At 31.3% G+C, this 22945-nt stretch carries 19 protein-coding genes and 1 tRNA gene; 16 read left to right on the top strand and 4 right to left on the bottom strand.

Annotated elements, in window-relative coordinates; translation table 11 throughout:
- Window positions 1–2 precede the first annotated feature (2 nt).
- The 3 genes from L8T90_RS01210 (at window position 3) to L8T90_RS01220 (ending at window position 3875) form a co-directional block, all read left to right on the top strand.
- Complete coding sequence (locus L8T90_RS01210) at window positions 3–1190, top strand: restriction endonuclease subunit S (RefSeq protein WP_263736486.1); 1188 nt, start codon at window positions 3–5, stop codon at window positions 1188–1190.
- Window positions 1191–1310: 120 nt separating this feature from the next.
- Window positions 1311–2381 carry a Fic family protein gene (locus tag L8T90_RS01215; protein ID WP_263678532.1) on the top strand — a complete coding sequence of 357 codons (1071 nt, stop codon included), beginning with the start codon at window positions 1311–1313 and terminating at the stop codon, window positions 2379–2381.
- A complete protein-coding gene (locus L8T90_RS01220) occupies window positions 2382–3875 on the top strand; it encodes a type I restriction-modification system subunit M (RefSeq protein ID WP_263736487.1) in 1494 nt (497 codons plus the stop codon).
- Here L8T90_RS01220 and L8T90_RS01225 read toward each other — a convergent pair.
- From L8T90_RS01225 to L8T90_RS01240, 4 genes are read right to left on the bottom strand one after another with little or no spacing between them, the layout of a single operon-like run.
- Window positions 3872–5053 carry a molybdopterin molybdotransferase MoeA gene (locus L8T90_RS01225; protein ID WP_263736488.1) on the bottom strand — a complete coding sequence of 394 codons (1182 nt, stop codon included), beginning with the start codon at window positions 5051–5053 and terminating at the stop codon, window positions 3872–3874. The genes L8T90_RS01220 and L8T90_RS01225 overlap by 4 nt on opposite strands.
- A 1-nt stretch (window position 5054) precedes the next feature.
- Window positions 5055–5501 (bottom strand): molybdopterin synthase catalytic subunit, encoded by a 447-nt coding sequence (locus L8T90_RS01230; protein ID WP_039627992.1) that lies wholly within the window; start codon window positions 5499–5501, stop codon window positions 5055–5057.
- Window positions 5502–5504: 3 nt separating this feature from the next.
- A complete protein-coding gene (locus L8T90_RS01235) occupies window positions 5505–5726 on the bottom strand; it encodes a MoaD/ThiS family protein (RefSeq protein WP_263672196.1) in 222 nt (73 codons plus the stop codon).
- A 10-nt stretch (window positions 5727–5736) separates the two neighbouring features.
- Window positions 5737–7281, bottom strand: coding sequence for a multicopper oxidase family protein (locus tag L8T90_RS01240; protein ID WP_263736489.1), 1545 nt, complete (start codon window positions 7279–7281; stop codon window positions 5737–5739).
- Between the two features lie 144 nt (window positions 7282–7425).
- On the opposite strand from L8T90_RS01240, the gene nspC reads away from it, so the two are divergent.
- From nspC to L8T90_RS01305, 13 genes are all read left to right on the top strand, one after another.
- The gene (gene nspC / locus L8T90_RS01245) at window positions 7426–8589 is read left to right on the top strand and encodes a carboxynorspermidine decarboxylase (RefSeq protein WP_263736490.1); all 1164 of its coding nucleotides are present in this window, start codon (window positions 7426–7428) and stop codon (window positions 8587–8589) included.
- A 136-nt stretch (window positions 8590–8725) separates the two neighbouring features.
- Window positions 8726–9655 (top strand): formate dehydrogenase subunit gamma, encoded by a 930-nt coding sequence (locus L8T90_RS01250; RefSeq protein WP_263663798.1) that lies wholly within the window; start codon window positions 8726–8728, stop codon window positions 9653–9655.
- Between the two features lie 63 nt (window positions 9656–9718).
- Entirely contained in the window at window positions 9719–10399 is a 681-nt protein-coding gene (locus L8T90_RS01255; RefSeq protein WP_263663799.1) for a molecular chaperone, read from the top strand.
- Window positions 10400–10575: 176 nt separating this feature from the next.
- A complete protein-coding gene (locus tag L8T90_RS01260) occupies window positions 10576–10779 on the top strand; it encodes a twin-arginine translocation signal domain-containing protein (protein ID WP_012661099.1) in 204 nt (67 codons plus the stop codon).
- Window positions 10780–10795: 16 nt separating this feature from the next.
- Window positions 10796–13618, top strand: coding sequence for a formate dehydrogenase subunit alpha (locus tag L8T90_RS01265; RefSeq protein ID WP_263678542.1), 2823 nt, complete (start codon window positions 10796–10798; stop codon window positions 13616–13618).
- Window positions 13619–13628: 10 nt separating this feature from the next.
- A complete protein-coding gene (fdh3B, locus tag L8T90_RS01270; protein WP_039662920.1) occupies window positions 13629–14198 on the top strand; it encodes a formate dehydrogenase FDH3 subunit beta in 570 nt (189 codons plus the stop codon).
- Window positions 14199–14253: 55 nt separating this feature from the next.
- A complete protein-coding gene (locus tag L8T90_RS01275; protein ID WP_263678544.1) occupies window positions 14254–14982 on the top strand; it encodes a winged helix-turn-helix domain-containing protein in 729 nt (242 codons plus the stop codon).
- A gap of 48 nt (window positions 14983–15030) precedes the next feature.
- Window positions 15031–15609 (top strand): sulfurtransferase-like selenium metabolism protein YedF, encoded by a 579-nt coding sequence (yedF, locus tag L8T90_RS01280; protein ID WP_263682718.1) that lies wholly within the window; start codon window positions 15031–15033, stop codon window positions 15607–15609.
- Complete coding sequence (selD, locus tag L8T90_RS01285; protein ID WP_263736491.1) at window positions 15606–16637, top strand: selenide, water dikinase SelD; 1032 nt, start codon at window positions 15606–15608, stop codon at window positions 16635–16637. The genes yedF and selD overlap by 4 nt, the downstream gene beginning before the upstream one ends.
- Window positions 16638–16777: 140 nt before the next feature.
- The gene (locus tag L8T90_RS01290; protein ID WP_263736492.1) at window positions 16778–20275 is read left to right on the top strand and encodes a bifunctional proline dehydrogenase/L-glutamate gamma-semialdehyde dehydrogenase; all 3498 of its coding nucleotides are present in this window, start codon (window positions 16778–16780) and stop codon (window positions 20273–20275) included.
- Window positions 20276–20292: 17 nt separating this feature from the next.
- Window positions 20293–21774, top strand: a complete 1482-nt coding sequence (gene putP, locus L8T90_RS01295) for a sodium/proline symporter PutP (RefSeq protein WP_263678549.1) — start codon at window positions 20293–20295, stop codon at window positions 21772–21774.
- Between the two features lie 133 nt (window positions 21775–21907).
- Window positions 21908–22801, top strand: coding sequence for a PhzF family phenazine biosynthesis isomerase (locus tag L8T90_RS01300; protein ID WP_263736493.1), 894 nt, complete (start codon window positions 21908–21910; stop codon window positions 22799–22801).
- Window positions 22802–22842: 41 nt separating this feature from the next.
- A tRNA-Sec gene (locus L8T90_RS01305) sits at window positions 22843–22940 on the top strand.
- Window positions 22941–22945 lie beyond the last annotated feature (5 nt).

Consider the following 22945-nt stretch of genomic DNA (forward strand, 5'->3'; position numbering starts at 1 on the left):
AAATGACAAATTTACCACAAGGTTGGGAGAAATTTAATTTCGATAATATTTTTTACAGCCCAAGCTCTAAAAATTATCAATTAAATACTAAGGATTATTTAGACAAAGGTTGCATACCCATAATAGATCAATCTAAAAAATTTATTATTGGATATTCAAATAATTATGAAAAAATATTTAAAATAAATAATTGCAATAACTCATGCATAATTTTTGGCGATCACACCAGGGTTTTAAAATTTATAGATTTTGATTTTATTGTTGGTGCAGATGGGGTAAAAATATTATTAAATAAAGACATAGAAAGATTTAATACAAAATTTTTATTTTTTCAACTATTATACAAAGATATTCCATTATTAGGATATCGAAGGCATTTTAGCGTGCTTAAACAAAATACTTTCATTATTCCACCACTCAAAGAGCAAGAAAGGATAGTGGGGATTTTAGATGAGGGTTTTGCAAAGATAGATGAGAGTATAAAAATTTTAGAGCAAGATTTGCTAAATTTAGATGAGTTAATGCAAAGTGCCTTGCAAAAAGCTTTTAACCCTTTAAAGGATAATGCTAAGGAAAACTACAAACTCCCACAAGGTTGGGAATGGAAAAGTTTGAGTGAGATTGCTGTTACTAGTAGCGGCGGAACTCCATCAAGAAATAAAAAAGAATATTGGGAAAATGGAACAATTAAATGGTTGAAAAGTGGAGAATTAAACGATGGATACATTGGTTTTATAGAAGAAAATATAACTCAAGAAGCTATTGAAAATTCATCGGCTAAGATATTTCCGAAAGGAACATTGCTAATCGCTATGTATGGAGCTACAGCTGGAAAATTAGGTATTTTAGATTTGTATTCAGCTACAAATCAAGCAATTTGTGCATTTTTACATAAAAATAATAAAAATATTAAATTTTTTGAAAAATTTCTTTTTTATTTTCTATTTTTCATAAGAGATAAAATTATTAAAGATTCTTTTGGTGGAGCCCAACCTAATATAAGTCAGACTTATATAAAAAATTTACAAATTCCCTTACCACCTTTACAAGAGCAAGAGCAAATCGCTTCGCATTTAGATGAGCTTTCTTCTCATGTAAAAAATTTAAAGCAAAACTATCAAATGCAGATAAAAAATCTACAAGAGCTTAAAAAGTCCTTGCTAGATAAAGCTTTTCAAGGAAGATTATAAATGTTAAAATTTTTATCAAATTTTAACATATGGGCTAGATATGTTAAAAATTTTTGATTTTTTTAACATATTTTTTTATAATGTTAAAAATTTTAAAAAATTTTAATATATGGAAAAATTATGAAAGAATTTATACCACCAAAACTTCCTTTAGATATAGAATTAAATGCAAATATTTATGGTCTCATCATTAGGGCTTCGAGAAAATTAGCGGAGTTAAATGGACTTAGCAAAAGCATGCCTAATCCAAATATATTAATCAATGCTTTGATCTTGCAAGAAGCTAAAGATTCTAGCGAGATAGAAAATATTATTACCACTCACGATGAACTTTTTTTATCTCAAATCGATGAAAGTAAACTTACAAGAGCGGCAAAAGAAGTGAAAGACTATGAAAATGCTTTAAAAAAAGGATATGAGCTTTTAAAAAAAGAGCAATTATTAAGAAATGCACATATTTTAGAAATTCAAAAAAGACTAGAAAGAAATAATGCAGGTTTTAGAAAACAAAGCGGAACTACACTTATAAATCCTACCACAGGAGAAATCAAACACACGCCCCCGCAAAATCCTAGTGACATACAAGAGCTTATGGGAAATTTGGAGCGATACATCAACGATGATACTTTAGATGAACTTGATTTTTTGGTAAAAATGGCAATCATTCATTATCAGTTTGAAAGCATTCATCCATTTTACGATGGTAATGGTAGAACAGGCAGGATTATCAATATACTTTATTTGGTTTATAAAGGCTTGCTTGATTTGCCTATCTTGTATTTAAGTGCTTATATAGTAAATAACAAAGAAGAGTATTATAATCTTTTACAAAAAGTACGCGATGAAGGTGCAATTTTAGAATGGATAGAATATATACTCAAAGGTGTAGAGCAAACTGCTATAAAAACGATAAAAACCATTACTATAATAGAAAAAATGATGTCTAATGTAGGTGAAATTTTGCAAAATAAAACGAATTTTTACAGCAAAGACTTTGTGGAGCTTTTGTTTTCTCATCCTTATACAAAGATAGACTTTTTGATAAATAAATTAGATATTTCTAGGCAAAGTGCCTCAAAATACCTTAAAATTTGTGAAAATTTAGGGGTGCTAGAGTGCATTAAAATGGGTAGAAATAATTATTATATTAATATAGAACTTTTAAGACTTTTTAGAAAGGGAATTTTTTAAATGCAAGGTAAAATCGATAAAATCACAGATATTCTAAGAAGAGATGATGGCATAAGTGGTGCTATGCATTATAGTGAGCAGATTAGCTGGGTGCTTTTTTTGAAATTTTTAGATGATTATGAAGAAGAGTTAAAGCTAGAAGCTGAGTTAGATGAAAAGCCTTATAAGGCTATTTTGCAAGAAAAATTCAGTTGGAGAGCTTGGGCAGCACCTAAAACAAGCGAAGGAAAGCTTGATGTAAAAAATGCTTTAAGTGGAAGCGATTTGCTAAGCTTTGTGAATGATGAGCTTTTTCCATACCTAAAAAGTTTTAAAGATAATGAAAATTTCAAAAGCATAGAGTATAAGATAGGCGGAATTTTTGAATTTATAGACAACCGCATAGCTAATGGCCATACTTTAAGAGAAGTTATAAATTTAGTCGATGAGCTAAGTTTTAGCAAAGAAAGTGATGTATTTGCTTTAGGTGAGGTTTATGAAAAGCTTTTAAAAGACATGGGAAGCGATGGGGGAAATAGCGGGGAGTTTTATACCCCAAGACCTTTGGTTAGAGCTATGGTGGAGGTGCTAGACCCTAAAGCAAAAGAGAGAATTTATGATCCTGCGTGTGGGAGTTGTGGGTTTTTAGTAGAGAGTTTTTTGCATATTCTTTATGAAGATAGGGCAAAAAAGAAAAAAGCAAATTTGAGTGTGGAAGAACTTGAATTTTTGCAAAATGATGCCTTGTTTGGTAAAGAAAAAACTCCGCTAAGTTATGCAATGGGTGTGATGAATATGATCTTACATGAGGTTAAGTCCCCAAATATCATCAAAACCAATACTCTAAATAAAAAAATCACAGACATAACTGAAAATGAAAAATACGAAGTGATTTTAGCAAATCCTCCTTTTGGTGGTAAAGAAAAAGATCAAATTCAAAATAACTTTCCTGTAAAATCAAATGCCACCGAGCTTTTGTTCTTACAGCATATTTTAAAGTCTTTGAAAAACAATGGAAGATGTGCCATAGTAGTGCCTGAAGGAGTGCTTTTTCAAAATTCAAATGCCTTTGTGAGTGTAAAAAAAGACTTGCTAGAAAATTTTAATCTTGAATGTGTTTTAAGCTTGCCAAGTGGGGTATTTTTGCCTTATAGTGCGGTAAAAACTAATGTGCTTTTTTTCTCTAAAGGACAAAGAAGTATTTGTGGTGAAAATGATGAAAGTGTATATTACTATGAGCTTGTGCCACCTTTTAAATTGACTAAAAACAAACCTTTAGAATACACGCATTTGCAAGAATTTTTAAAATGTTATAAAGAAAGAAAAATCACGGCTAATTCTTATTTGGTAAGTAAAAAAGAACTTGAAGAAAGAAATTATGATTTAAGTGCTAAAAACCCAAACATAAAAGAAGAAAAAACTTTGCGTGAAGTAGAGGAAATTTTAAGTGAGTTAGAGCAAAATCAAAAACAAGCAAAAATGCTTTTTGAAAAAATTCAAAAAGCACTTGTTTAAGGCATAAAAATTATATCAACTAAATCATTTTCTTTTATATCATCATGTGCTATCATTAATGCGGCTTTGTGGTTAAGGTTGTTGATGATGGCACTTGAGCCTTGTTTTTTACCTTTTAAATTGGCATAAATTTTTCCATCTTTAAATTCTACATTACAAGCTACAAATTCTAAATGTGAACTTTTTTTCTTATAGTCAGTATTTGCAAATGCTTTAAATACATAGTCTTTTTCTTGTAAAAGCCAAGCATTTAAAAGTTCTCTTACATATAAATTAAACATTACCATAGCCGAGTAGGGAAAACCCGGTAGAGCAAAGATGAATTTATCTTCAAATTTGGCTATTTTGATGTGTTTGCCAGGCTTTACATCGACTTTATCTATGATGATTTCATACTCTTTAACAGCTTGCTTTAAAAAGTCAAAATCCCCCATGGAAACTCCACCAGTGGTAACTAAAATATCACACGCATTAAGTGCTTGTTTTAAAACACTTGGAGTTTTTTGCATATCATCCTTTAAAAGTGGGAAAATTCTAGCTTCAGCACCAAGTTTTTTTGCCATATTAGCTATGGCTACATGGTTTGATGAGCGAATTTGTGCAGGGTGCTCTAAGCTTTCGCCTAAGTCTTTGATCTCACTTCCGCTGCTTAGCACGCCTATGATAGGTTTAGTAAAAACGCTAATATGAAAGTGTCCAAGCTCGGCTAAAAGTGCTATCTCGCTATAGCCTAGCTTTGTGCCTTTGGTGAGTAAAATTTCACCTTCGGTGTAGCTCTCGCCCACCTTTCTTACAGCAAAGCCTTGTGGAACTTTTTCTTTTATATAAACCATGTTATTTTTAACTTCTACTTTTTCCACAGGCACTAAGGTATCACAACCCTCACTCATTAAAGAACCTGTAAAGGTTTTAACACATTCTTTGCTTTGTATTTTAAAGCTTGGGAAAATTCCAGCAGGTACTTCGCCTATAAGAGACAAAGGCTCATCTTGCTCACTAAATTTGATCGCATAGCCATCCATAGAAGCAGTGGGAAATTGAGGGTTATTAGCAGTGGCTTTGATGTCTATGGCTAAAATTCTATCTAAGCACTGTGTTAAGGCGATGTTTTCTATCTTTTCATATGCTTGTATGTGTGAATGAAGTATGTCTAAACTTTGGCTATAAGAAGTTAGCATTTTAGTCCTTAGTGCTTAAAATTCCTGCTCCTTGAAGTTTCAAAGAGCGTTCTTTGGCATAAATTTTTTCACCATTAATGATATCATATTTCCATATAGGCGCACTTGCTTTAAAATCTTCCACAAAGTCATTAATCAGCTTAAGTCCTAGTTTTCTTTGCTTGCTTAAAACCCCAGCAAAATAAGAACTCTCATGCACCTTAACCTCGCCGATAGAGTGAGCAAACATCAAGCTTACATTTTCATTTGCAAGTTTTTGGCACCATTTTTCAAACCAAGTTTTTAATAAAGGCTCATATATATCAAAACTCAAAGCTTCAATCTCATCTTCAGCTCTGACTATACCGCAAAATGTGATCAAAGCTCCGCAGTTTTTGTCTTTAGCATATTCATACCATCTAGCATAAATGCTAGGAATTTCTAAGGCTCCTTGGTGTAATTCAAACATAACTCATCCTCCACAAACCGGTGGTAATAAGCATATTTTATCCCCATCTTTTAAGGTAGTTTCATCATTAAAAACCATTTCATCGTTTAAGGCAACTGCACAAAGCTCAAGCCATTCTTTTAAGCTTTCATCTTGCCCTAAAATTGCTTTTAATTCTTTAAGATTGCTTACGTTTAGTTCTAAACTTTCTTTGTTAATTGGCCCTAGAAATTCAACTTTTACCATTTTTTTACCTTTATTCTTTGATTTCTAAAATTCCCATCATTCCAAGATCTTCATGCTCTAAAATATGGCAGTGAAACATTCTAATACCGGTAAATTTTTGACTCATTCTTAGTCTTAGTTCTTCGCTAGGTCTTACATTGATCGTATCTTGCAATGCTCTGAATTTTGCTTTTGTTATTTTACCCTTAAATTTAGAAGAAATGAGTTCAAATTGTGTTCCGTGTATATGAAAAGGATGATCCATATGTGAAGAATTTTTTACCACCCATTCTTCTACTTCATTTAATTTTGAGGTTAAATCCGTTCTATTCATATCAAATGTTTTGCCATTGATTAAAAACATAGAAGCAAGGCTTTTTTTGATTTCTTCTTCGCTTTTTTTACTAATACCATGCATTTGCATATGATCTTCACTCATAATCACTTCTTTAAAGCTTGTAGCTTCTTTTAAAGGTGGAAATTCGCGTAGTTTTTCAGGTATGTTTTCTATAGTTTTTTCTACTTTAAGATCAGCTAGCATAAGAGTGTAAGGTTCTTCTCTAACAAGCATTTTATCGCGGTCATAATAAATGCTTTCAAGTTTAAAATCACCCTTACTTGCTTTGATTAACACTTCTGCTCTTGAAGCAGGACTTAAAAATAACTCATCTAATTCAACCCCTTTTTCTATAAGCCCTCCATCAGTTCCTACTAAAATAAATTTAGCACCTTTAATGCGTAAATTTAAATATCTTGCCGCACAAAAATTATAAATACGAATTCTTTGTGCTTTGTCAAGTGTTATTTTTGGTTTTAATTGTCCATTAATAAGAACTAAATTTCCTTCTCTACCATTTAGCCAATCAAATAAATTATTATCAGGAATTTGTGCATTCTCATCTAAACGCAAATCACTAATCACCCAATCTTGTTCTTGTAAATGCGACAACGCATCTTTTTTAGCTTTAACTACAAATACCCCTGCTAAACCTTTATAAACTTGCTTTGCTGTGGTGTAGTGAGGGTGTGGATGATACCAGTAAGTTCCCGCTGAATTTTCTCCAAGTTTAAAGCGATAAATTCTTTCTCTACCAGGCATGATAGGATCATGTGGATTACCATCTTGTTCAGGTGGTATGTCAAGTCCATGCCAGTGGATAGTAGTTGGTTCTTTTAAGCTATTTTTTACCAAAATTTCTACAGTGTCACCTTCATAAACTTCTATTTTAGGTCCAGGTATAGAGCCATTGTAAGTAAAGCATTTTGTTTTTTTACCTTTAACAAGTTCTATTTGACTTTCTTTGATTTCTATACTTGATCTAAAGAAATTTTTCTTTGTACTTATATTTTTTAGAAGTTTTAAATTTGCTAATGTTTGTCCGCTAGGAAAGTCTTTTTCATCTAGTAATTTAATGTTTGGATTTTCTAGTTTGATAAAAGAAGTATTGATTTCTTTTGTGTCTTTTTGTGTATGTTTTGAGTGCATATTATGATGAGAATGATCCCCCATTGCATAAGCGCTGCTAATACTTGCTAAACCTAAAGCATTAAATTTTAAAAATAACCTTCTATCCATTAAATTTTTACTCCTAAATTAATTTTGATTTGGATTTTGATTATAACTATTATTTGATTAATGATTGTAAATTATAAAAACAAGATATAATTTTAATATGATTTGTTATACAAGTGGTTTTAAATCAAAAATTAAGGATAAATAATGCTAATTAAAAATCATTTAGATAAAGACTTTCAAACCCCTGCTTATATTTTAGAAGAAGATAAACTTAGAAAAAATTGTGAACTTTTGGCTAAAGTGAGCGAGCAAAGTGGAGCAAAAGTTTTACTTGCTCTAAAGGGTTTTGCTTTTTCAGGTGCTATGGATATAGTGGGTGAGTATTTATCAGGTTGTACTTGCAGTGGGCTTTGGGAAGCTAAATTTGCAAAAGAATATATGGATAAAGAAATTCATACTTTTTCACCTGCTTTTAAAGATGATGAAATAGATGAAATCATCGATCTTTCACATCATATAGTATTTAATTCTTTTAATCAGTTTAAAAAATTTAAAGACAAAGCAAGTAAAAAGTCTCTTGGTTTGCGCTGTAATCCAGAGCTTTCAGTGGCTCCAAAAGAACTTTATAATCCTTGTGGTAGATTTTCAAGATTAGGAATTCGTGCGATTGATTTTGAAAATGAAGATTTGAGTGCTATAAGTGGGCTTCATTTTCATGCTTTGTGTGAAGAAAGTGCGCATTCTTTAGAGCTTGTGTTAAATGCTTTTGAGGCTAAATTTTCAAAATTTATTAAAAATATGAAATGGGTTAATTTTGGTGGAGGCCATCACATTACAAAAGAAGGTTATGACACGCAAAAACTAATTGATCTTTGTAAAAAATTTAGCGATAAATACGGCGTGCAAGTGTATCTTGAGCCAGGTGAGGCTGTGGGTTGGCAGTGTGGGACTTTAGTTGCAAGTGTGATAGATATAGTAGAAAATGAGAAAAAAATAGCTATTTTAGATACTTCAAGCGAAGCTCATATGCCAGATACTATCATTATGCCTTATACAAGTGAGGTTTTAAATGCTAGAATTTTATCAAGCCGTGATGGGGAAAAATATAGCGAGTTAAAAGAAAATGAATTTGCTTATTTACTTGGTGGTAATACTTGTCTAGCAGGGGATATCATGGGTGAGTATGCTTTTAATCAAGAGTTAAAAATAGGGCAAAAAATAGTATTTTTAGATCAAATCCATTATTCCATAGTTAAAAATACTACTTTTAATGGAGTAAGACTTCCAAATTTAATGTTCTTAGATAAGAATGAAAATTTATCTATGGTAAGAGAATTTGGTTATGAAAATTATTCAAAAAGAAACTAAAAATTGAGTTTTTTTGTAGTTTTTTGCAAATTTATGTTTTTTAAATAAAACTTTTTTTAAAATAAAAATGGAAACTGAAAATTAACAAAACTACAACGCTAAGCTTTGGCTAGCGTGTAATGTTTAGGAGTAATTTATGCATAGGGTTATACTAGCTCTTTTAGCCTGTTTTAACTTTCTATTTGCTCAAGAAAATTTTGAAGTTAAAAATACTCAAATTTGGGATGTGCAAAGAGTGATGAATATAGAAAGTTATCAAAATTTTGGTGCTTTGTGGACTAAACTACAAGGTGAATATATTGCAAGTGCTGTTTTGATTATACTTATAGTGGTAATTTCAGCTTTTGCATTGCATTATATGGTCATAGGTCCAAAGAAATTTTCTCATGATGGTAAGAAAATTTATGCCTTTTCGGTATTTGAAAGATTGTTTCATTTTGTAGCGGCAATTTCTTGGATTATCCTTGTGCCAACCGGTCTTATTATGATTTTTGGATCATATTTTGGTGGTGGATTTTTTGTAAGAATGTGTAAAAACTTACATGGCATTGCTACTATTTTATTTATCATTTCTATCATTCCTATGCTTTTATGTTGGATTAAAAGAATGCTTCCTGCAAGTTATGATTTAAGATGGATGATGATGGTTGGTGGATATTTAAGTAAAGAGAAAAAACCTGTGCCTGCTGGCAAGTTTAATTTTGGTCAAAAATCTTGGTATTATATAGCTGTTTTTGGTGGATTTTTGATGATAATCACCGGTGCGTTTATGTTTTTCCTTGATTTTAATTCTACTTCTTTACAATCTATTTTTGGAATTTCTCATATAGATATTTTAAGAGCTTCAGCTATCATCCATAATATTTTGGGTATTTTATGTGCGGTATTTTTTGCTATTCATATTTATATGGCTGTATTTGCTATTAAAGGAAGTATCCATTCTATGATTAGTGGTTATAAAGAAGAAGAGGAAGTTTATATTTTACATTCTTATTGGTATAAAGAATTAAGCGATAAAAAACAAATCAATCCATCATTTACTTACGATTCTAAAACAAAATTTTAAAATCTCACTTGATTTTTTTAAATTTTCCTTGTTATAATCAAATAAAAATAACAAGGAAAATTAATGATACAAGATATTGATCTTTCGCGCAAATATTTTTATGAATTTTTTTCAAAAGCTTTTAATTTTATCGATGAAAAAGAGTTTAAAATTTGGCATGAACAAGTTTTAGTTTTAGCTCAAAGTCCTTTAGATGATAGTTTAAAGTCTGATTTTGAAAAACTTAGCGCATGCGATTTTGCAAGTTTTAAAGAAGAACAAAATGCGGTGTTTTTTGATTTTTCTTACGTGAATGTGCCTATTAGCGCTTCTTTTTATGATGAGGGCAGAGATGATGGCAAAATGAAGCTTCAAGCCTGTGAAATCATTAGAAAAACCAAATTTAGAAAAAAAGAAGATTGCAGACAAAGTGAAGATGAATTTGGCTTTTTGTTTGCTTTTATGGCAAGCATTATTGAGCATGATTTGAAAGTTGCACAGCAATTATTTCGCTTTGTGATAAATCCTGTAATAGATGAGTTTATAGAAAAATTACAAATCCATAAAAACTCAAATTTTTACATTGCTATTGCCAATATTATGAAAGTCTTTTTTACAAACGAAAGAGCTTATTTAGAAGTACAAGCACCTATAAAAAAAGAAGGTAAAAGTATAGCAGATGAAGCTTTACAAAGACTTCCTTATGAACCAAGACTTCCTACTAAATTTAGTAAAACAAATATAGAAGAACTTAGCAAATTATAAAAATAAATATGTATTTTGTTACCAAAATACATATTATCAAAATCATCTTTTTATGAAAATAGAAATTAAATAAAATCTTAAGTGAAAATATGCAAAAGTTATAATGTTTAAGTGTGTAAATACTTTAAAATTAAGTATTTATAGTTATTCTTTACTTTTATTTCAAAGGAGAGAACATGGAGGCCAATCAAAGAAGGGATTTTTTAAAAAAATCTTTGAAAATTGGTGCTTTAGGGGTAGTAGCTGGAGCGAGCGTTAATGCTTTAGCTAAAGATGATTACCAAGAGCAAAATACCGTAGTTTTAGGAAAAAGTACTAAAAAAGAAGTGCTTTATAAAAAAACTATGCATTGGGAAAAATACTACAAAATAGCTTACTAATTAAGAAAGGAAGAAGATGGCATTAGCAAGAAGAAATTTTCTTAAGCTTGCTGGTATTGCTGGTCTTGGAAGTGCGGCTTTTGGTAGTGAAAACAAAGCTATTAGAGCTGCAAGTGAACAAGAAGTAGCAAATCCTTATCCAGATTCTAAGATTGTTAGAACAATCTGTAGTATCTGTAGTGCAGGCTGCGGAATTAAAGCAGAAGTGCAAGATGGAGTTTGGGTGCGTCAAGAAAACGCTATAGAACATCCTATTTCTCAAGGATCACACTGCTGTAAGGGGATAGATCAAATTGATCTTACTAAATCAAAACAGCGTATTAAATATCCTATGAAAAAAGAAAACGGTAAATGGGTACGTTTAACTTGGGAGCAAGCTATCAATGAAATTGGTGATAAAATGCTTGAAATCCGTAAAGAAAATGGACCTGATAGCGTTATGTTCTTAGGTTCGGCTAAATTTAATAACCAACAAGCTTATTATTTTAGAAAATTTGCAGCATTTTGGGGTACTAACAATATAGACCACGTTGCTAGAATTTGACACAGCGCAACAGTCGCCGGTGTGGCGAATACATGGGGTTATGGCGCTATGACAAATCATTTTGGTGATGTGACTAAACATTCAAAAATGATGATTATTTTTGGTGCAAATACTGCTGTGGCTAATCCTATTGGATTTAAACACTTATTGCAAGCAAAAGATCGTAATAATGCTAAATTGGTAGTTGTAGATCCTGTATTTACAAAAACTGCAGTACATGCTGATGAATATGTAAGAATTCGTCCAGGTACAGATATAGCTTTAGTTTATGGTATGCTTCATTTGATCTTCAAAAACGGTTGGGAAGATAAAGAATTAATAAAAACCAGAACTTATGGGGTTGAAGAAATAAAAGCAGAAGCTGCTAAATGGACTCCTGAAGTTGTAGAAGATGTAACAGGTGTTCCGGCTGCTCAACTTGAAAAAATCACAAGAATGCTAGCTACAATCAAACCTGCTACGCTATTTTGGGCTTTAGGTATTACTCAACACTCAGTAGGTAGCTCTAACACAAGAATTCTAGCTATCTTGCAACTTGTTCTTGGTAATATAGGTAAACCAGGCGCAGGAACAAACATCATCAGAGGACATGATAATGTTCAAGGTGCTACTGATATGGGTTGTTTGGCAGATACTTTACCAGCTTATTATGGACTTGATGATAATGCTTGGAATCATTTTTCTAATGTATGGAATGTCGAAAGAGAGTATTTAAATTCAAGATTTTATTCTAAAGAATGGATGCATGAAAAAGGCTTTTCGCTAGCAAAATGGTGGCAAGGCGTTTTACATGAAGAAAAAACTTATTCAAACTCACCTATCCGTGTACTTTGGGTGCAAGGAACAGGTATTACTTCTATGGCACATACGGTAAAAATTCAAGAAGCACTTAAAAAACTTGATATGATCGTAATTGCTGAGCCTTTTGTAAATGAAGTAGCAGTTTTAGCAGATCGTCCAGATGGTATTTATATCATCCCAGCTTGTACTCAATTTGAAACAGAAGGTTATGTAACAGCGACTAATCGTGCTATGCAATGGCGTTCTCAAGTAGTAAAACCAATTTATGAAAGTAAAGAAGACCAAGAGATTATGTTTGCTTTTGCTAAAAAATTTGGTTTTTATAAAGAATACACTCGTGGTATGAAAATGGAATTAAAAGATCATAAACTTGTACAAACAAGAGATGATAGTGATGATAATTTCATATGGCCTGATGATGCTACAAGAGAAATGAGTAATGGTCTTTTAAGTATAGGCTTAAGAGGTATTTCAGCTGAACGTCTAAGAAAACACCAACAAAATTGGGAACATTTTGATCCTGATACTCAAAGAGGTATTGGTGGTGAAGTTAAAGGTGAATATTATGGCTTACCTTGGCCTTGTTGGGATAAACAACACCCAGGTACTTCTATCATGTGGAACACGGATATTCCTTATGAAGAAGGTGGTATGGGCTTTAGAAATCGCTTTGGTTTAGAGCATGATGGGCATTCTCAATTAGCAGATGAGGCCTTTACTCCAAAAGGATGTAAAGTTAAAGGTGGCTACCCGCAAATCACTAAAGAAAATATCGAAAAAGTGTTTAATATCAAACTAAGTGATAAAGAAAAAGAATTAATGGGTGCTAGCTGGAGCACAGATATTTCAGGTATAATCTTAGAAAAATGTAGAGAAAAAAGTGCTTGTTGTTTAGGTAATGCAAGAGCGAGAATGAAAGTTTGGGAATTTGCTGATCCTATTCCACTACATAGAGAGCCTATTCACTCACCTCGCTGGGATTTGGTTAAAAAATATCCTACTTGGGGTGATCAAGAGAAAAACTTCAGAGTTGAGAGTAAATTTATTAGCGAGCAACAAAAAACAGATTGGAGTAAAGAGTTTCCAACTATTATTTCAAGTATGCGCTTAGTAAATTTAAGTGGCGCGGGTATGCTTGAGAGAACTAGTAAATATCTTGCTGCAATCACACCTGAGATGTTTGCTAATGTACACCCTGAACTTGCTTTAAAATATGGTATAAATGATGGTGATATGATGTGGATTCACTCGCCACAAGGTACTAAGATTAAAGTAAAATGTGTACATAATCATTCAGTTACACCAGATAGAATTTGCTTGCCTTATAATTTTGCAGGTATTATGCAAGGAGTGGATTTAAGTTATAATTATCCTGAAGGTACTAAACCTTATACTATAGGGGAAAGTTCTAACACGGTTACTAACTATGGTTTTGATATAAATACGCAAATTTCTGAGTTTAACGCAGGACTTTGCAGACTTGAAAAGGCTTAAGGGGTAAGTTATGGCTAGAATGAAATTTTATGTAGATAATAATCGCTGTATTTCTTGCTTTGCTTGTCAAGTAGCTTGTTCAAGTGCGCATGAAGTACCAGTGGGAATTAATAGAAGAAAAGTAATCACTCTAAATGAAGGTATAGAAGGCAAAGAGTTTTCAACAACTCTTGCTTGCCAACACTGTACAGATGCTCCGTGTGAGCAAGTTTGTCCTGTAAAATGCTTTTATATTAGAGCTGATGGTATTGTTTTACATGATAAAAAAACTTGTATAGGTTGTGGATATTGTCTTTATGCATGTCCTTTTGGCGCTCCACAATTTCCAAGAGATGGTGCTTTTGGTATTAAGGGTGAAATGGATAAATGTACTATGTGTGCAGGTGGTCCTGAGCCTACTAACTCTCATGAAGAAAGAGAGCTTTATGGACAAAATCGTATTGCAGAAGGTAAAGTACCTATGTGCGCTGCGGTTTGTTCTACAAATGCACTTTTGGTTGGTGATGCAGCTGAAGTTAGTGCAATGTATAGAAAAAGAGTTTTACTCAAGGGTCAAAACTTAGGACTTGATGCAAAATAACTCAAAGGGTGTTTACAAGCACCCTTTTTTACTACTTATAATCCAAGGTTAATTCATGGAAGAGCTAATTTTACAAATTCAAAAAAATCTTGATGAAAATAATAAACTTACTTGTAAAAAAGCACTAGAACTTTTAAAACAATACTCTAAAGAAGATTTTCAAGCCATTATAAAAGAATTAGGCGTAAAAATTTCAGATTGTGAGCTAGGTCAATTTGGCAAGTTAAATAAAAATATAGCAAAAAGTGAAATTTTGGAAAAATTAGAAACAAAATTAGATTCTAAGCGTCGCATATCATGTAAAGATGCTTTAGAATGTGCTAAAGACTTTAACATGGCTGATATGAGAGCTACGCTTAAAACTTATAAAATTGATGTTAAATACTGTGAACTTGGTTGTTTTGAAGAAAAAAAGGGTAAAAAATTTCATGTAAAAAGTAAAATTTGGGTAGAAAATTCTGATGGTGAGTTACTTTTTGGTAAAGGTAAAACAGATATTTTAGAATTAGTAGGAGAATGTGGAAGTATTTCTCAAGCAGCTAAACAACTAGGGATTAATTATAAAAAAGCATGGCTTTATATACAAGATTTAGAAAAAAATATGAAAGAAGAATTACTTATTGCTAAAAAAGGAAGAGGAAGTGAGTCAGGTAGCAAACTTACTCCAAGAGCTTATGAGTTAATTCAAAATTTTAAAATTTTACAACAAGATGTAGAAGAATACACCAATAAACGCTTTAAAGAATTATTTTTCAAGAAAAATCAAGAAAAAGATAAAACTTAATTTGAATACAAGTTATAACAATATATCATTAAATAAAAAAGGTAAAAGATGAAAATTGATTGTAGAGATTTAGCTTGTCCACGTCCTGTGATAGAAACAAAAAAAGCTTTAGAAGAGTTAAAAGAAAATGAAAATTTAGAAATTCTTTTAAATTCTCAAGCTTCTAAAGAAAATGTAATGAGATTTTTAAAATCTTTAAATTTGGAATTTAATGTTAAAGATTTAGATGATGAGAGTATTATTAGCATTGTAAAAGATGGCAATATAGCTCATAATCAAGAACAAAATTTACAAGAATACAATGTGTTATTTTTAAAAAGCGATAGGGTAGGCGAGGGAGAACTTGGAAAAAATTTAATGCTAGGCTTTTTAAAAACTTTAAAAGATTTACCTAATAAACCTGCAAAAATCCTTTGTGTTAATGATAGTGTTTTGATGAATACTGATTGCTCTCATATGGCATTTGAAGCCATGAAAGAACTTGAAAATTTAGGAGTTGAAATTTATAGTTGCGGGGCGTGTTTGGAATTTTTTGGCAAAAGCAAAGAGCTTAAAATAGGTAAAATAGGTAATGCTTATGAAATTTTAAATGAACTTTTTGGAAAGGCAAAGATTATCTCTTTATGATATATAAAGATCAAAAACTAACCCAATATGTAAAAGCTGCGGGTTGAGCTGCCAAATTAGACTCGGTGGGTCTTGACAAAATTCTTGGCATTTTAAAACCGCATGAAAACATTTTAAGTGGTATTGATAATAATGAAGATGCAAGTGTTTATAAGCTAAATGAAGATTTAGCTTTAGTGCAAACTCTTGATTTTATCACACCTGTGGTTGATAGCGCGTATCATTTTGGCGCTATAGCTGCTGCAAATGCCTTAAGTGATGTATTTGCTATGGGTGCTGAGGTGATTAATGCTTTAAATATTGTAGGCTTTGATACTTGTCATTTTAATAATGAAATTTTACTTGAAGTGTTAGAAGGTGCTAAAGTTAAGGTTGAAGAAGCTGGCGCTGTGCTAGTAGGTGGGCATACTATAGAAAATGATGAATTTATTTTTGGGCTTAGTGTAACAGGCGTAGTTCATCCTAAGAAATTTATAGCTAATAATAGCGCAAAAGATGGTGATGTGATTTTACTTACCAAGCCTATAGGTAGTGGTATTATTAGTACTGCTATCAAGGCTGGTTTGCTAGAAAAAGCAAAGATTTTAAAAGCAGTAGAACAAATGAGTTTTTTAAATCTTTATGCAAGTCGTATTTTGAGGGAATTTAAAAGTCTTAGTGCTTTAAGCGATGTTACCGGTTTTGGCCTTTTGGGGCATTTAAAAGAAATGTTAAATAAAGAGCTTATGATAGAAGTATATAAAAATGAAATTCCTTTAATGGATGGAGTTTTGTCAATGGCTAATATAGGGATTATCCCAGCCGGAGCTTATAAAAATAAAGATAGTCTAAAAATTTGGGTTGATAATTTAAATGAAAAAGATGAGGATATAGTGTATTTTGATCCTCAAACTTCAGGTGGGCTTTTAGCTAGTATGAGTGAAAATGAAGCAATTGAAGCTTTAAAAATCTTAAAGGATCATAATATTGAAGCAAAGATTATTGCTAGATGTGTAAGAAATACTCATAATTATTTATTATTGCGCTAATATTTTATTTACAATCAAAAATATATGTTTATATTTGTTACTTTTTTACATAAAAAAATAAATTACAAATAAATATATGTTGATTTTCGTTGCAATTTTTGTATCATAAATACATATTAACTATTAAAGTGGAGGAAAAAATGATACAAAAAGCTTTGCAATTAGCTGAAGAATTACAAAGAAAGATAGAAAGTAATATCTCTCAAAGCGAAAAAGAATTTCATGCCAAAATGCAAAAACTTTTAAACAATCCTAAAAATAAAGTAATGCTAATTGAGCTTTTAGATCGCTCTTTTAGATGTAAAGATAAAAGTGCGAGTTTTGAGCTTATAGAACATACTTTAAACAAATATGGTATAGCTGATTTTTTTAGTGCTTTTGAAAAATTTTTACTTTTTTCATTTTTAAATTTTGGAAAATTTGCACCAACTCTTAGTGTGCCATTTTTCATTAAGCATTTAAGAGAAGATACTAAAGCTATGGTTTTAGATGCAAATCCTAGTGTTTTAGAGCCTCATATGCGTAAAAGAAAAGATGAAGATAAAATCACTTTAAATGTAAATTTAATTGGTGAAGAGGTTTTGGGTGAAGCTGAGAGTGCTTATAGGATGAAAAAATACGAAGAAGCATTAAAAACAAGCTATATTACTTATATTTCTATTAAAATTACTACCATTTTTTCCCAAATCAATATCATTGATTTTGAATACTCTAAAGATGAGGTGGTAAAAAGATTGGATAAATTATATGCTCTTGCTTTAGAGGAAGAAAAAAAGCAAGGTGTGTCTAAATTTATCAATCTTGACATGGAAGAATTTAGAGATTTAGAATTAACCGTTGAAGCTTTTATGGAGAGTGTTGCAAAATACGATATTAAAGCAGGTATTGTTTTGCAAGCTTATTTGCCTGATTCTTATGAGTATTTGAAAAAACTTTTTGCCTTTTCTAAAGAAAGAGTTTTAAAAGGTATGAAGCCTATAAAAATTCGTTTTGTTAAAGGAGCGAATATGGAAAGTGAAGAAACTATAGCTTCACAAAGAGGTTGGGCTCTGCCTACTTTTTATAAAAAAATTGACACCGATAGTAATTATAAAAAAATGCTTGATTTTGTCTTAGATGGAGATAATCATAAATATATTAATGTAGGTATTGCAAGTCATAATTTATTTGAAATTGCTTATGCTTATACTAGAATTTCACAAGCTGGAGCTTTATCGTCTTTTACTTTTGAAATGCTTGAGGGTATGAGTTTACAATGCTCTTATGAGCTTTCTAAAATGCATGATCTTATACTTTATGCACCAGTTTGTGATGAAGCACATTTTAACAATGCTATTGCATACTTAGTAAGAAGACTTGATGAAAATACTAGTGAAGATAATTTCATGAGATATTTTTTCAATCTTAAAATTAATGATAAAAATTGGCAAATACAAAAAGAATTATTTCTAAAATCTTTAGAAGGTGTTGCTAGTTTGGATAATTCTACTCATAGAACTCAAGATAGAAATAATGAAACAAAGGCTATTAGTTCTTATGAGAGTAAAGAATTTAAAAACGAACCTGACACAGATTTTATCTTAAAAGCAAATAGAGAATGGGCTAAGGGTATAAGAGCTAAGTATGAAAATTTAGAAAATTATGATGTCTATCCGGTTGCAAAAGAAGAAATTAAAAACGAAAATTTACAAGTAGTAGAAGTTAAAGATAAAATCAAAAATCGTACTATAGGTAAAGCACATTTAGCAGGCCAAGCAGAGATCAAATACGCTTTAGATGTAGCTAAGAGCTCAAATTTTAGTGATTTAAGTCATGATGAAATTTATAAAATTTTAGCAAAAACTGCTCAACTTGTTAGAGAGCGTAGAGGAGATTTAATAGGTATAGCAGCTTTAGAAGTAGGAAAAACTTTCTTAGAAATTGATCCTGAAGTTAGTGAGGCTATAGACTTTTTAGAATTTTACCCACATTCTTTGGAAAAACTAAAAGAGCAAAATCCAAATACTACTTTTAAAGCAAAAGGCATAGGCGTGGTGATTGCACCATGGAATTTCCCAGTAGGCATTTCAGTAGGAACCATAGCAGCACCTTTGGCCGCAGGAAATAAAGTGATATATAAACCATCATCTTTATCGATGTTAACAGGTTATATGCTTTGTAAATGCTTTTGGGATGCAGGAATTCCTAAGGATGCTTTGATTTTCTTACCTGCTAAAGGTAGTGATATATCAAAATACTTACTTGTTGATCAAAGTGTGAAATTTTCAGTATTAACCGGTGGAGAAGAAACTGCTTATGCAATGCTCAAAGCTAATCCAACCTTGCTTTTAAGTGCCGAAACAGGCGGTAAAAATGCAACTATTGTTTCTAAATTTGCCGATTGTGATAGTGCGATTAAAAATATCATTCATTCAGCTTTTTCAAATTCAGGTCAAAAATGCTCTGCTACTTCTTTACTAGTTTTAGAAGAAGAAGTTTATAATGATGAAGAGTTCAAAAAGACTTTGGTAGATGCTGCTAGTTCTATGGCGGTTGGAAATCCATTTGCGTTTAAAAATAAACTTGGAGCTTTAGCAGATAAACCAGATGTGAAATTACAAAAAGCTTTAGATGAATTAGCTCCGTATGAAAGTTGGGCTTTAAAACCTAAATTTATAGATGATAATCCTTATCTTTTAACTCCAGGGATTAAATATGGTACTAAAAAAGGTGATTTTACACACATGAATGAGCTTTTTGCACCAATTTTAACTGTAATGAAAGCAAAAGATTTAAAAGAAGCTATTGATATAGTAAATTCTACAGGTTATGGACTTACAGCAGGATTTGAAAGTTTAGATGAGAGAGAATGGGAGTATTTTCATACTCACATAGAGGCAGGAAATATTTATATTAATAAACCAACAACGGGAGCTATAGTTCTAAGACAACCTTTTGGTGGTATTAAAAAATCAGCCATTGGTTTTGGTAGAAAAGTTGGAATTTATAATTACATTACCCAATTTTTAGACATAGAGCAAAGTCAAGCTGATCAAAATGTTTTAGACAATGAATTAGTATCAAATTTAAACGCTTTAAGCTTGGATTTAAATGAAAAAGATAAAGCTGATTTTGAAGTCATTAAAGCTATGGCAAGAAGCTATGCTTATCATGCAAAACATGAATTTGCAAGTGCGAAAGATTATGTCAATATAAGAGGTGAGGATAATCTTTTCTCTTATACAAAGGTTAAAAATATCGCCTATAGAGTGCATAAAGATGATAGCTTAAAAGATATTTTAGGAGTTATTTTAGCAGCTAGTGTGCTAAATATTGATCTTATTTTAAGTTATGATGAACATGAAAAAATAGATCTTGTGCAAAAGATTAATCAAAAAATTAGTTCAAAAACTTTATTCCTTAAAGAAAGTAAGGAAAATTTCATTAGCAAAATAGCTGATTATGAAAGAATTCGTTATTTTGCTCCATTAGATGTTAATGATGAAATTTTCATAAAGGCAGCAAGTTGCGCAAAAATCATCGCTAATGCTAAGCCTTTAATGAATGGACGTTTTGAGTTGCTTTTATATCACAATGAAAAAGCTTTAAGTATATCCTTCCATCGTTATGGAAATCTAGGCATTCGTGCTTTAAAATAATATAAAAAGGAGATAAAATGGAGGTTGTTCAAATTAATACTCAAATTGCGATAATGTTTGTCGCATATTCAGCATTAATGCTTTTTATCGGATTTTATTTTTATAAACAAAATAAAAATTCAGAGGACTATTTTTTAGGTGGTCGTTCTATGGGGCCGGTAGTTTCAGCACTTAGTGCAGGAGCTTCTGATATGAGCGGTTGGCTTTTGATGGGTTTGCCAGGAGCTTTATATGTAAGTGGTTTAGCTGAAAGTTATATTGCAATAGGTCTTAGTATAGGAGCGTTTTTAAACTGGGCTTTTATAGCAAAAAGACTTAGAATTTACACTAGCGTGATTGCAAATTCTATTACCATTCCAGATTATTTTGAAACAAGGTTTGATGATGATAAGCATATATTAAGAGTGGTTTGTGCTATTGTTATTTTAATTTTCTTTACTTTTTATGTTTCTTCAGGACTTGTAGGTGGAGCAAAACTTTTTGAAGCAACTTTTGGAATTCAATATGATTATGCTTTAACCACAGGAACTGTGATTATAGTTGCTTATACATTTTTGGGTGGATATAAGGCAGTTTGTTGGACGGATTTGATTCAGGGTTTATTAATGATGAGTGCCTTGATTATCGTGCCTATAGTGATGATTTATCATTTGGGTGGCTTTAGTGAAGCTGTTAATATAGTCAAAGAAATTAAGCCAAATACTTTTTCTATGGGAGAAGGATTAAGCTTTTTAGGTATAGTTTCAGCTCTTTCTTGGGGGCTTGGGTATTTTGGTCAGCCACATATTTTGGTGCGTTTTATGTCTATACGCTCAACTAAAGACATCCCAACTGCTACTTTTGTAGGAATTTCTTGGATGGTTATATCTTTAATTGGTGCTTGTTTGATAGGTGTTTTAGGTATAGCTTATGTGAGTAAATTTGAACTTAGTTTACAAGATCCTGAAAAGATTTTTATCGTAATGTCACAATTACTTTTCAATCCTTGGATAGCAGGTATTTTATTAAGCGCTATTTTGGCAGCTATTATGAGTACAGCAAGTTCACAATTGCTTGTTTCAAGTTCAACTATAGCAGAAGATTTTTATAAAAGAATTTTCAATAAAGAAGCGTCTAATAAAATGGTAATGACTTTAGGTAGATTTGGTGTTTTAGCAGTGGCCGTGATAGCTTTTGTTATTTCTACTGATAAAAACTCAAGCGTATTAAGCATAGTAGCTTATGCTTGGGCAGGGTTTGGAGCAAGTTTTGGTTCTGTAATGCTCTTTTCATTATTTTGGTCAAAAATGACTAGATATGCTGCCATTGCAGGTATGATTACAGGTGCAGTTGTAGTTGTAGCATATAAAAATTTCTTGGCTGAGTGGCTTAATTTTCCTATTTATGAAATCATTCCAGGATTTTTAGCTGCATCTATTGTGATTGTTTTAGTGAGCTTGGTAACTAAAGTTCGCCCAGGAACTAAAGCAGCTTATGAAACAATGTTAAAACATCTTTAAGTTTTTATGCTTCTTTAAAATAAAGAAGCATAAAATTAGCTTATTCTAATATAAAATAAAATTTATAAATCTCATAATAAAAATTTAATATTTAATATTTTAAAATTATCTCACTTGGTGTTTGGAGGTAATTTTGAAAGAATATATTGTATATCAAATTGACGCTTTTACAAGAGAAAAATTTCATGCAAATCCTGCTGGAGTTGTAGTAAATGCAGATGGTTTGAGTGATGATTTAATGCAAAAAATTGCAAGAGAACTTAATAATTCAGAAACAGCTTTTGTTTTTAAAAATTCAAGTAATAATTATTCGCATGAGGTGAGATTTTTCACTCCAAGTGCTGAAGTTCCTGTATGTTCACATGCTACTATTGCGACACATTATGCTTTAGCTTTAGAAAAAAATATTAAGCAAAACACTAATTTTGAACAAAAATGCAAGGCAGGTGTTTTTGAAGTCGAGATAAAAGTTAAAAATAATGATTATTTTGTGACTATGGCTTATGACGAGATTGAATTTTTAAATAAATTAAATCCAAAAGAGATAGAAATTCTATCCAAAGCGCTAGGTTTAAAAGAAGAGGATTTGATTAAGGAATTACCAATACAAGTGGTTTCTACAGGACATTCTAAAGTTTTAGTAGCTATAAAAGACTATCAAACTTTAGATGCTTTAAAGCCTAATATGCAAGAGTTAGCAAAACTTAGTGAATGTATTGATTGCAATGGATATTTTGTTTTTACTTTTGATACTAAAGAAGAAAATATTTTAACACAAGGAAGGATGTTTGCGCCAGCTATTGGTATAAATGAAGATCCAGTTACTGGAAATGCACATGCCCCTTTGGCTCCCTTTTTGCACAAATATAAATTTTCAAACATAAAAGATACTTTTTCTTTTTATGCTAAACAAGGAAAGACTATAGGTCGTGAGGGAAAGGTTTTTGTGGAATTTTTCCCTAGAGAAAATAAAGTTAAAATTACAGGTGAAGCAGTTGTTGTTTTTAAAACAAAGTTGCTTGTTTAGTTTTTGTTTTAATTAAAAATATTAAGATATAATATCTTTTTGGAAGGTTAGCTTATCTGGTGATGGCCACTGACTTCAAATCAGATGAAAGGGTAGTTGACTACTTTTTGGGGAGTTCGATTCTCTCACCTTCTCGCCAAATTT

Origin of the sequence: Campylobacter sp. RKI_CA19_01121, assembly GCF_025771295.1 — a bacterium.
Taxonomy (GTDB): Bacteria; Campylobacterota; Campylobacteria; order Campylobacterales; family Campylobacteraceae; genus Campylobacter_D.

What these genes read in the sequence shown, in the direction of transcription:
- L8T90_RS01210 (WP_263736486.1), top strand. Translation starts at nt 3, where the DNA reads ATGACAAATTTACCACAAGGTTGGGAGAAATTTAATTTCGATAATATT.
- L8T90_RS01215 (WP_263678532.1), top strand. Translation starts at nt 1,311, where the DNA reads ATGAAAGAATTTATACCACCAAAACTTCCTTTAGATATAGAATTAAAT.
- L8T90_RS01220 (WP_263736487.1), top strand. Translation starts at nt 2,382, where the DNA reads ATGCAAGGTAAAATCGATAAAATCACAGATATTCTAAGAAGAGATGAT.
- L8T90_RS01225 (WP_263736488.1), bottom strand. Translation starts at nt 5,053, where the DNA reads ATGCTAACTTCTTATAGCCAAAGTTTAGACATACTTCATTCACACATA.
- L8T90_RS01230 (WP_039627992.1), bottom strand. Translation starts at nt 5,501, where the DNA reads ATGTTTGAATTACACCAAGGAGCCTTAGAAATTCCTAGCATTTATGCT.
- L8T90_RS01235 (WP_263672196.1), bottom strand. Translation starts at nt 5,726, where the DNA reads ATGGTAAAAGTTGAATTTCTAGGGCCAATTAACAAAGAAAGTTTAGAA.
- L8T90_RS01240 (WP_263736489.1), bottom strand. Translation starts at nt 7,281, where the DNA reads ATGGATAGAAGGTTATTTTTAAAATTTAATGCTTTAGGTTTAGCAAGT.
- nspC (WP_263736490.1), top strand. Translation starts at nt 7,426, where the DNA reads ATGCTAATTAAAAATCATTTAGATAAAGACTTTCAAACCCCTGCTTAT.
- L8T90_RS01250 (WP_263663798.1), top strand. Translation starts at nt 8,726, where the DNA reads ATGCATAGGGTTATACTAGCTCTTTTAGCCTGTTTTAACTTTCTATTT.
- L8T90_RS01255 (WP_263663799.1), top strand. Translation starts at nt 9,719, where the DNA reads ATGATACAAGATATTGATCTTTCGCGCAAATATTTTTATGAATTTTTT.
- L8T90_RS01260 (WP_012661099.1), top strand. Translation starts at nt 10,576, where the DNA reads ATGGAGGCCAATCAAAGAAGGGATTTTTTAAAAAAATCTTTGAAAATT.
- fdh3B (WP_039662920.1), top strand. Translation starts at nt 13,629, where the DNA reads ATGGCTAGAATGAAATTTTATGTAGATAATAATCGCTGTATTTCTTGC.
- L8T90_RS01275 (WP_263678544.1), top strand. Translation starts at nt 14,254, where the DNA reads ATGGAAGAGCTAATTTTACAAATTCAAAAAAATCTTGATGAAAATAAT.
- yedF (WP_263682718.1), top strand. Translation starts at nt 15,031, where the DNA reads ATGAAAATTGATTGTAGAGATTTAGCTTGTCCACGTCCTGTGATAGAA.
- L8T90_RS01290 (WP_263736492.1), top strand. Translation starts at nt 16,778, where the DNA reads ATGATACAAAAAGCTTTGCAATTAGCTGAAGAATTACAAAGAAAGATA.
- putP (WP_263678549.1), top strand. Translation starts at nt 20,293, where the DNA reads ATGGAGGTTGTTCAAATTAATACTCAAATTGCGATAATGTTTGTCGCA.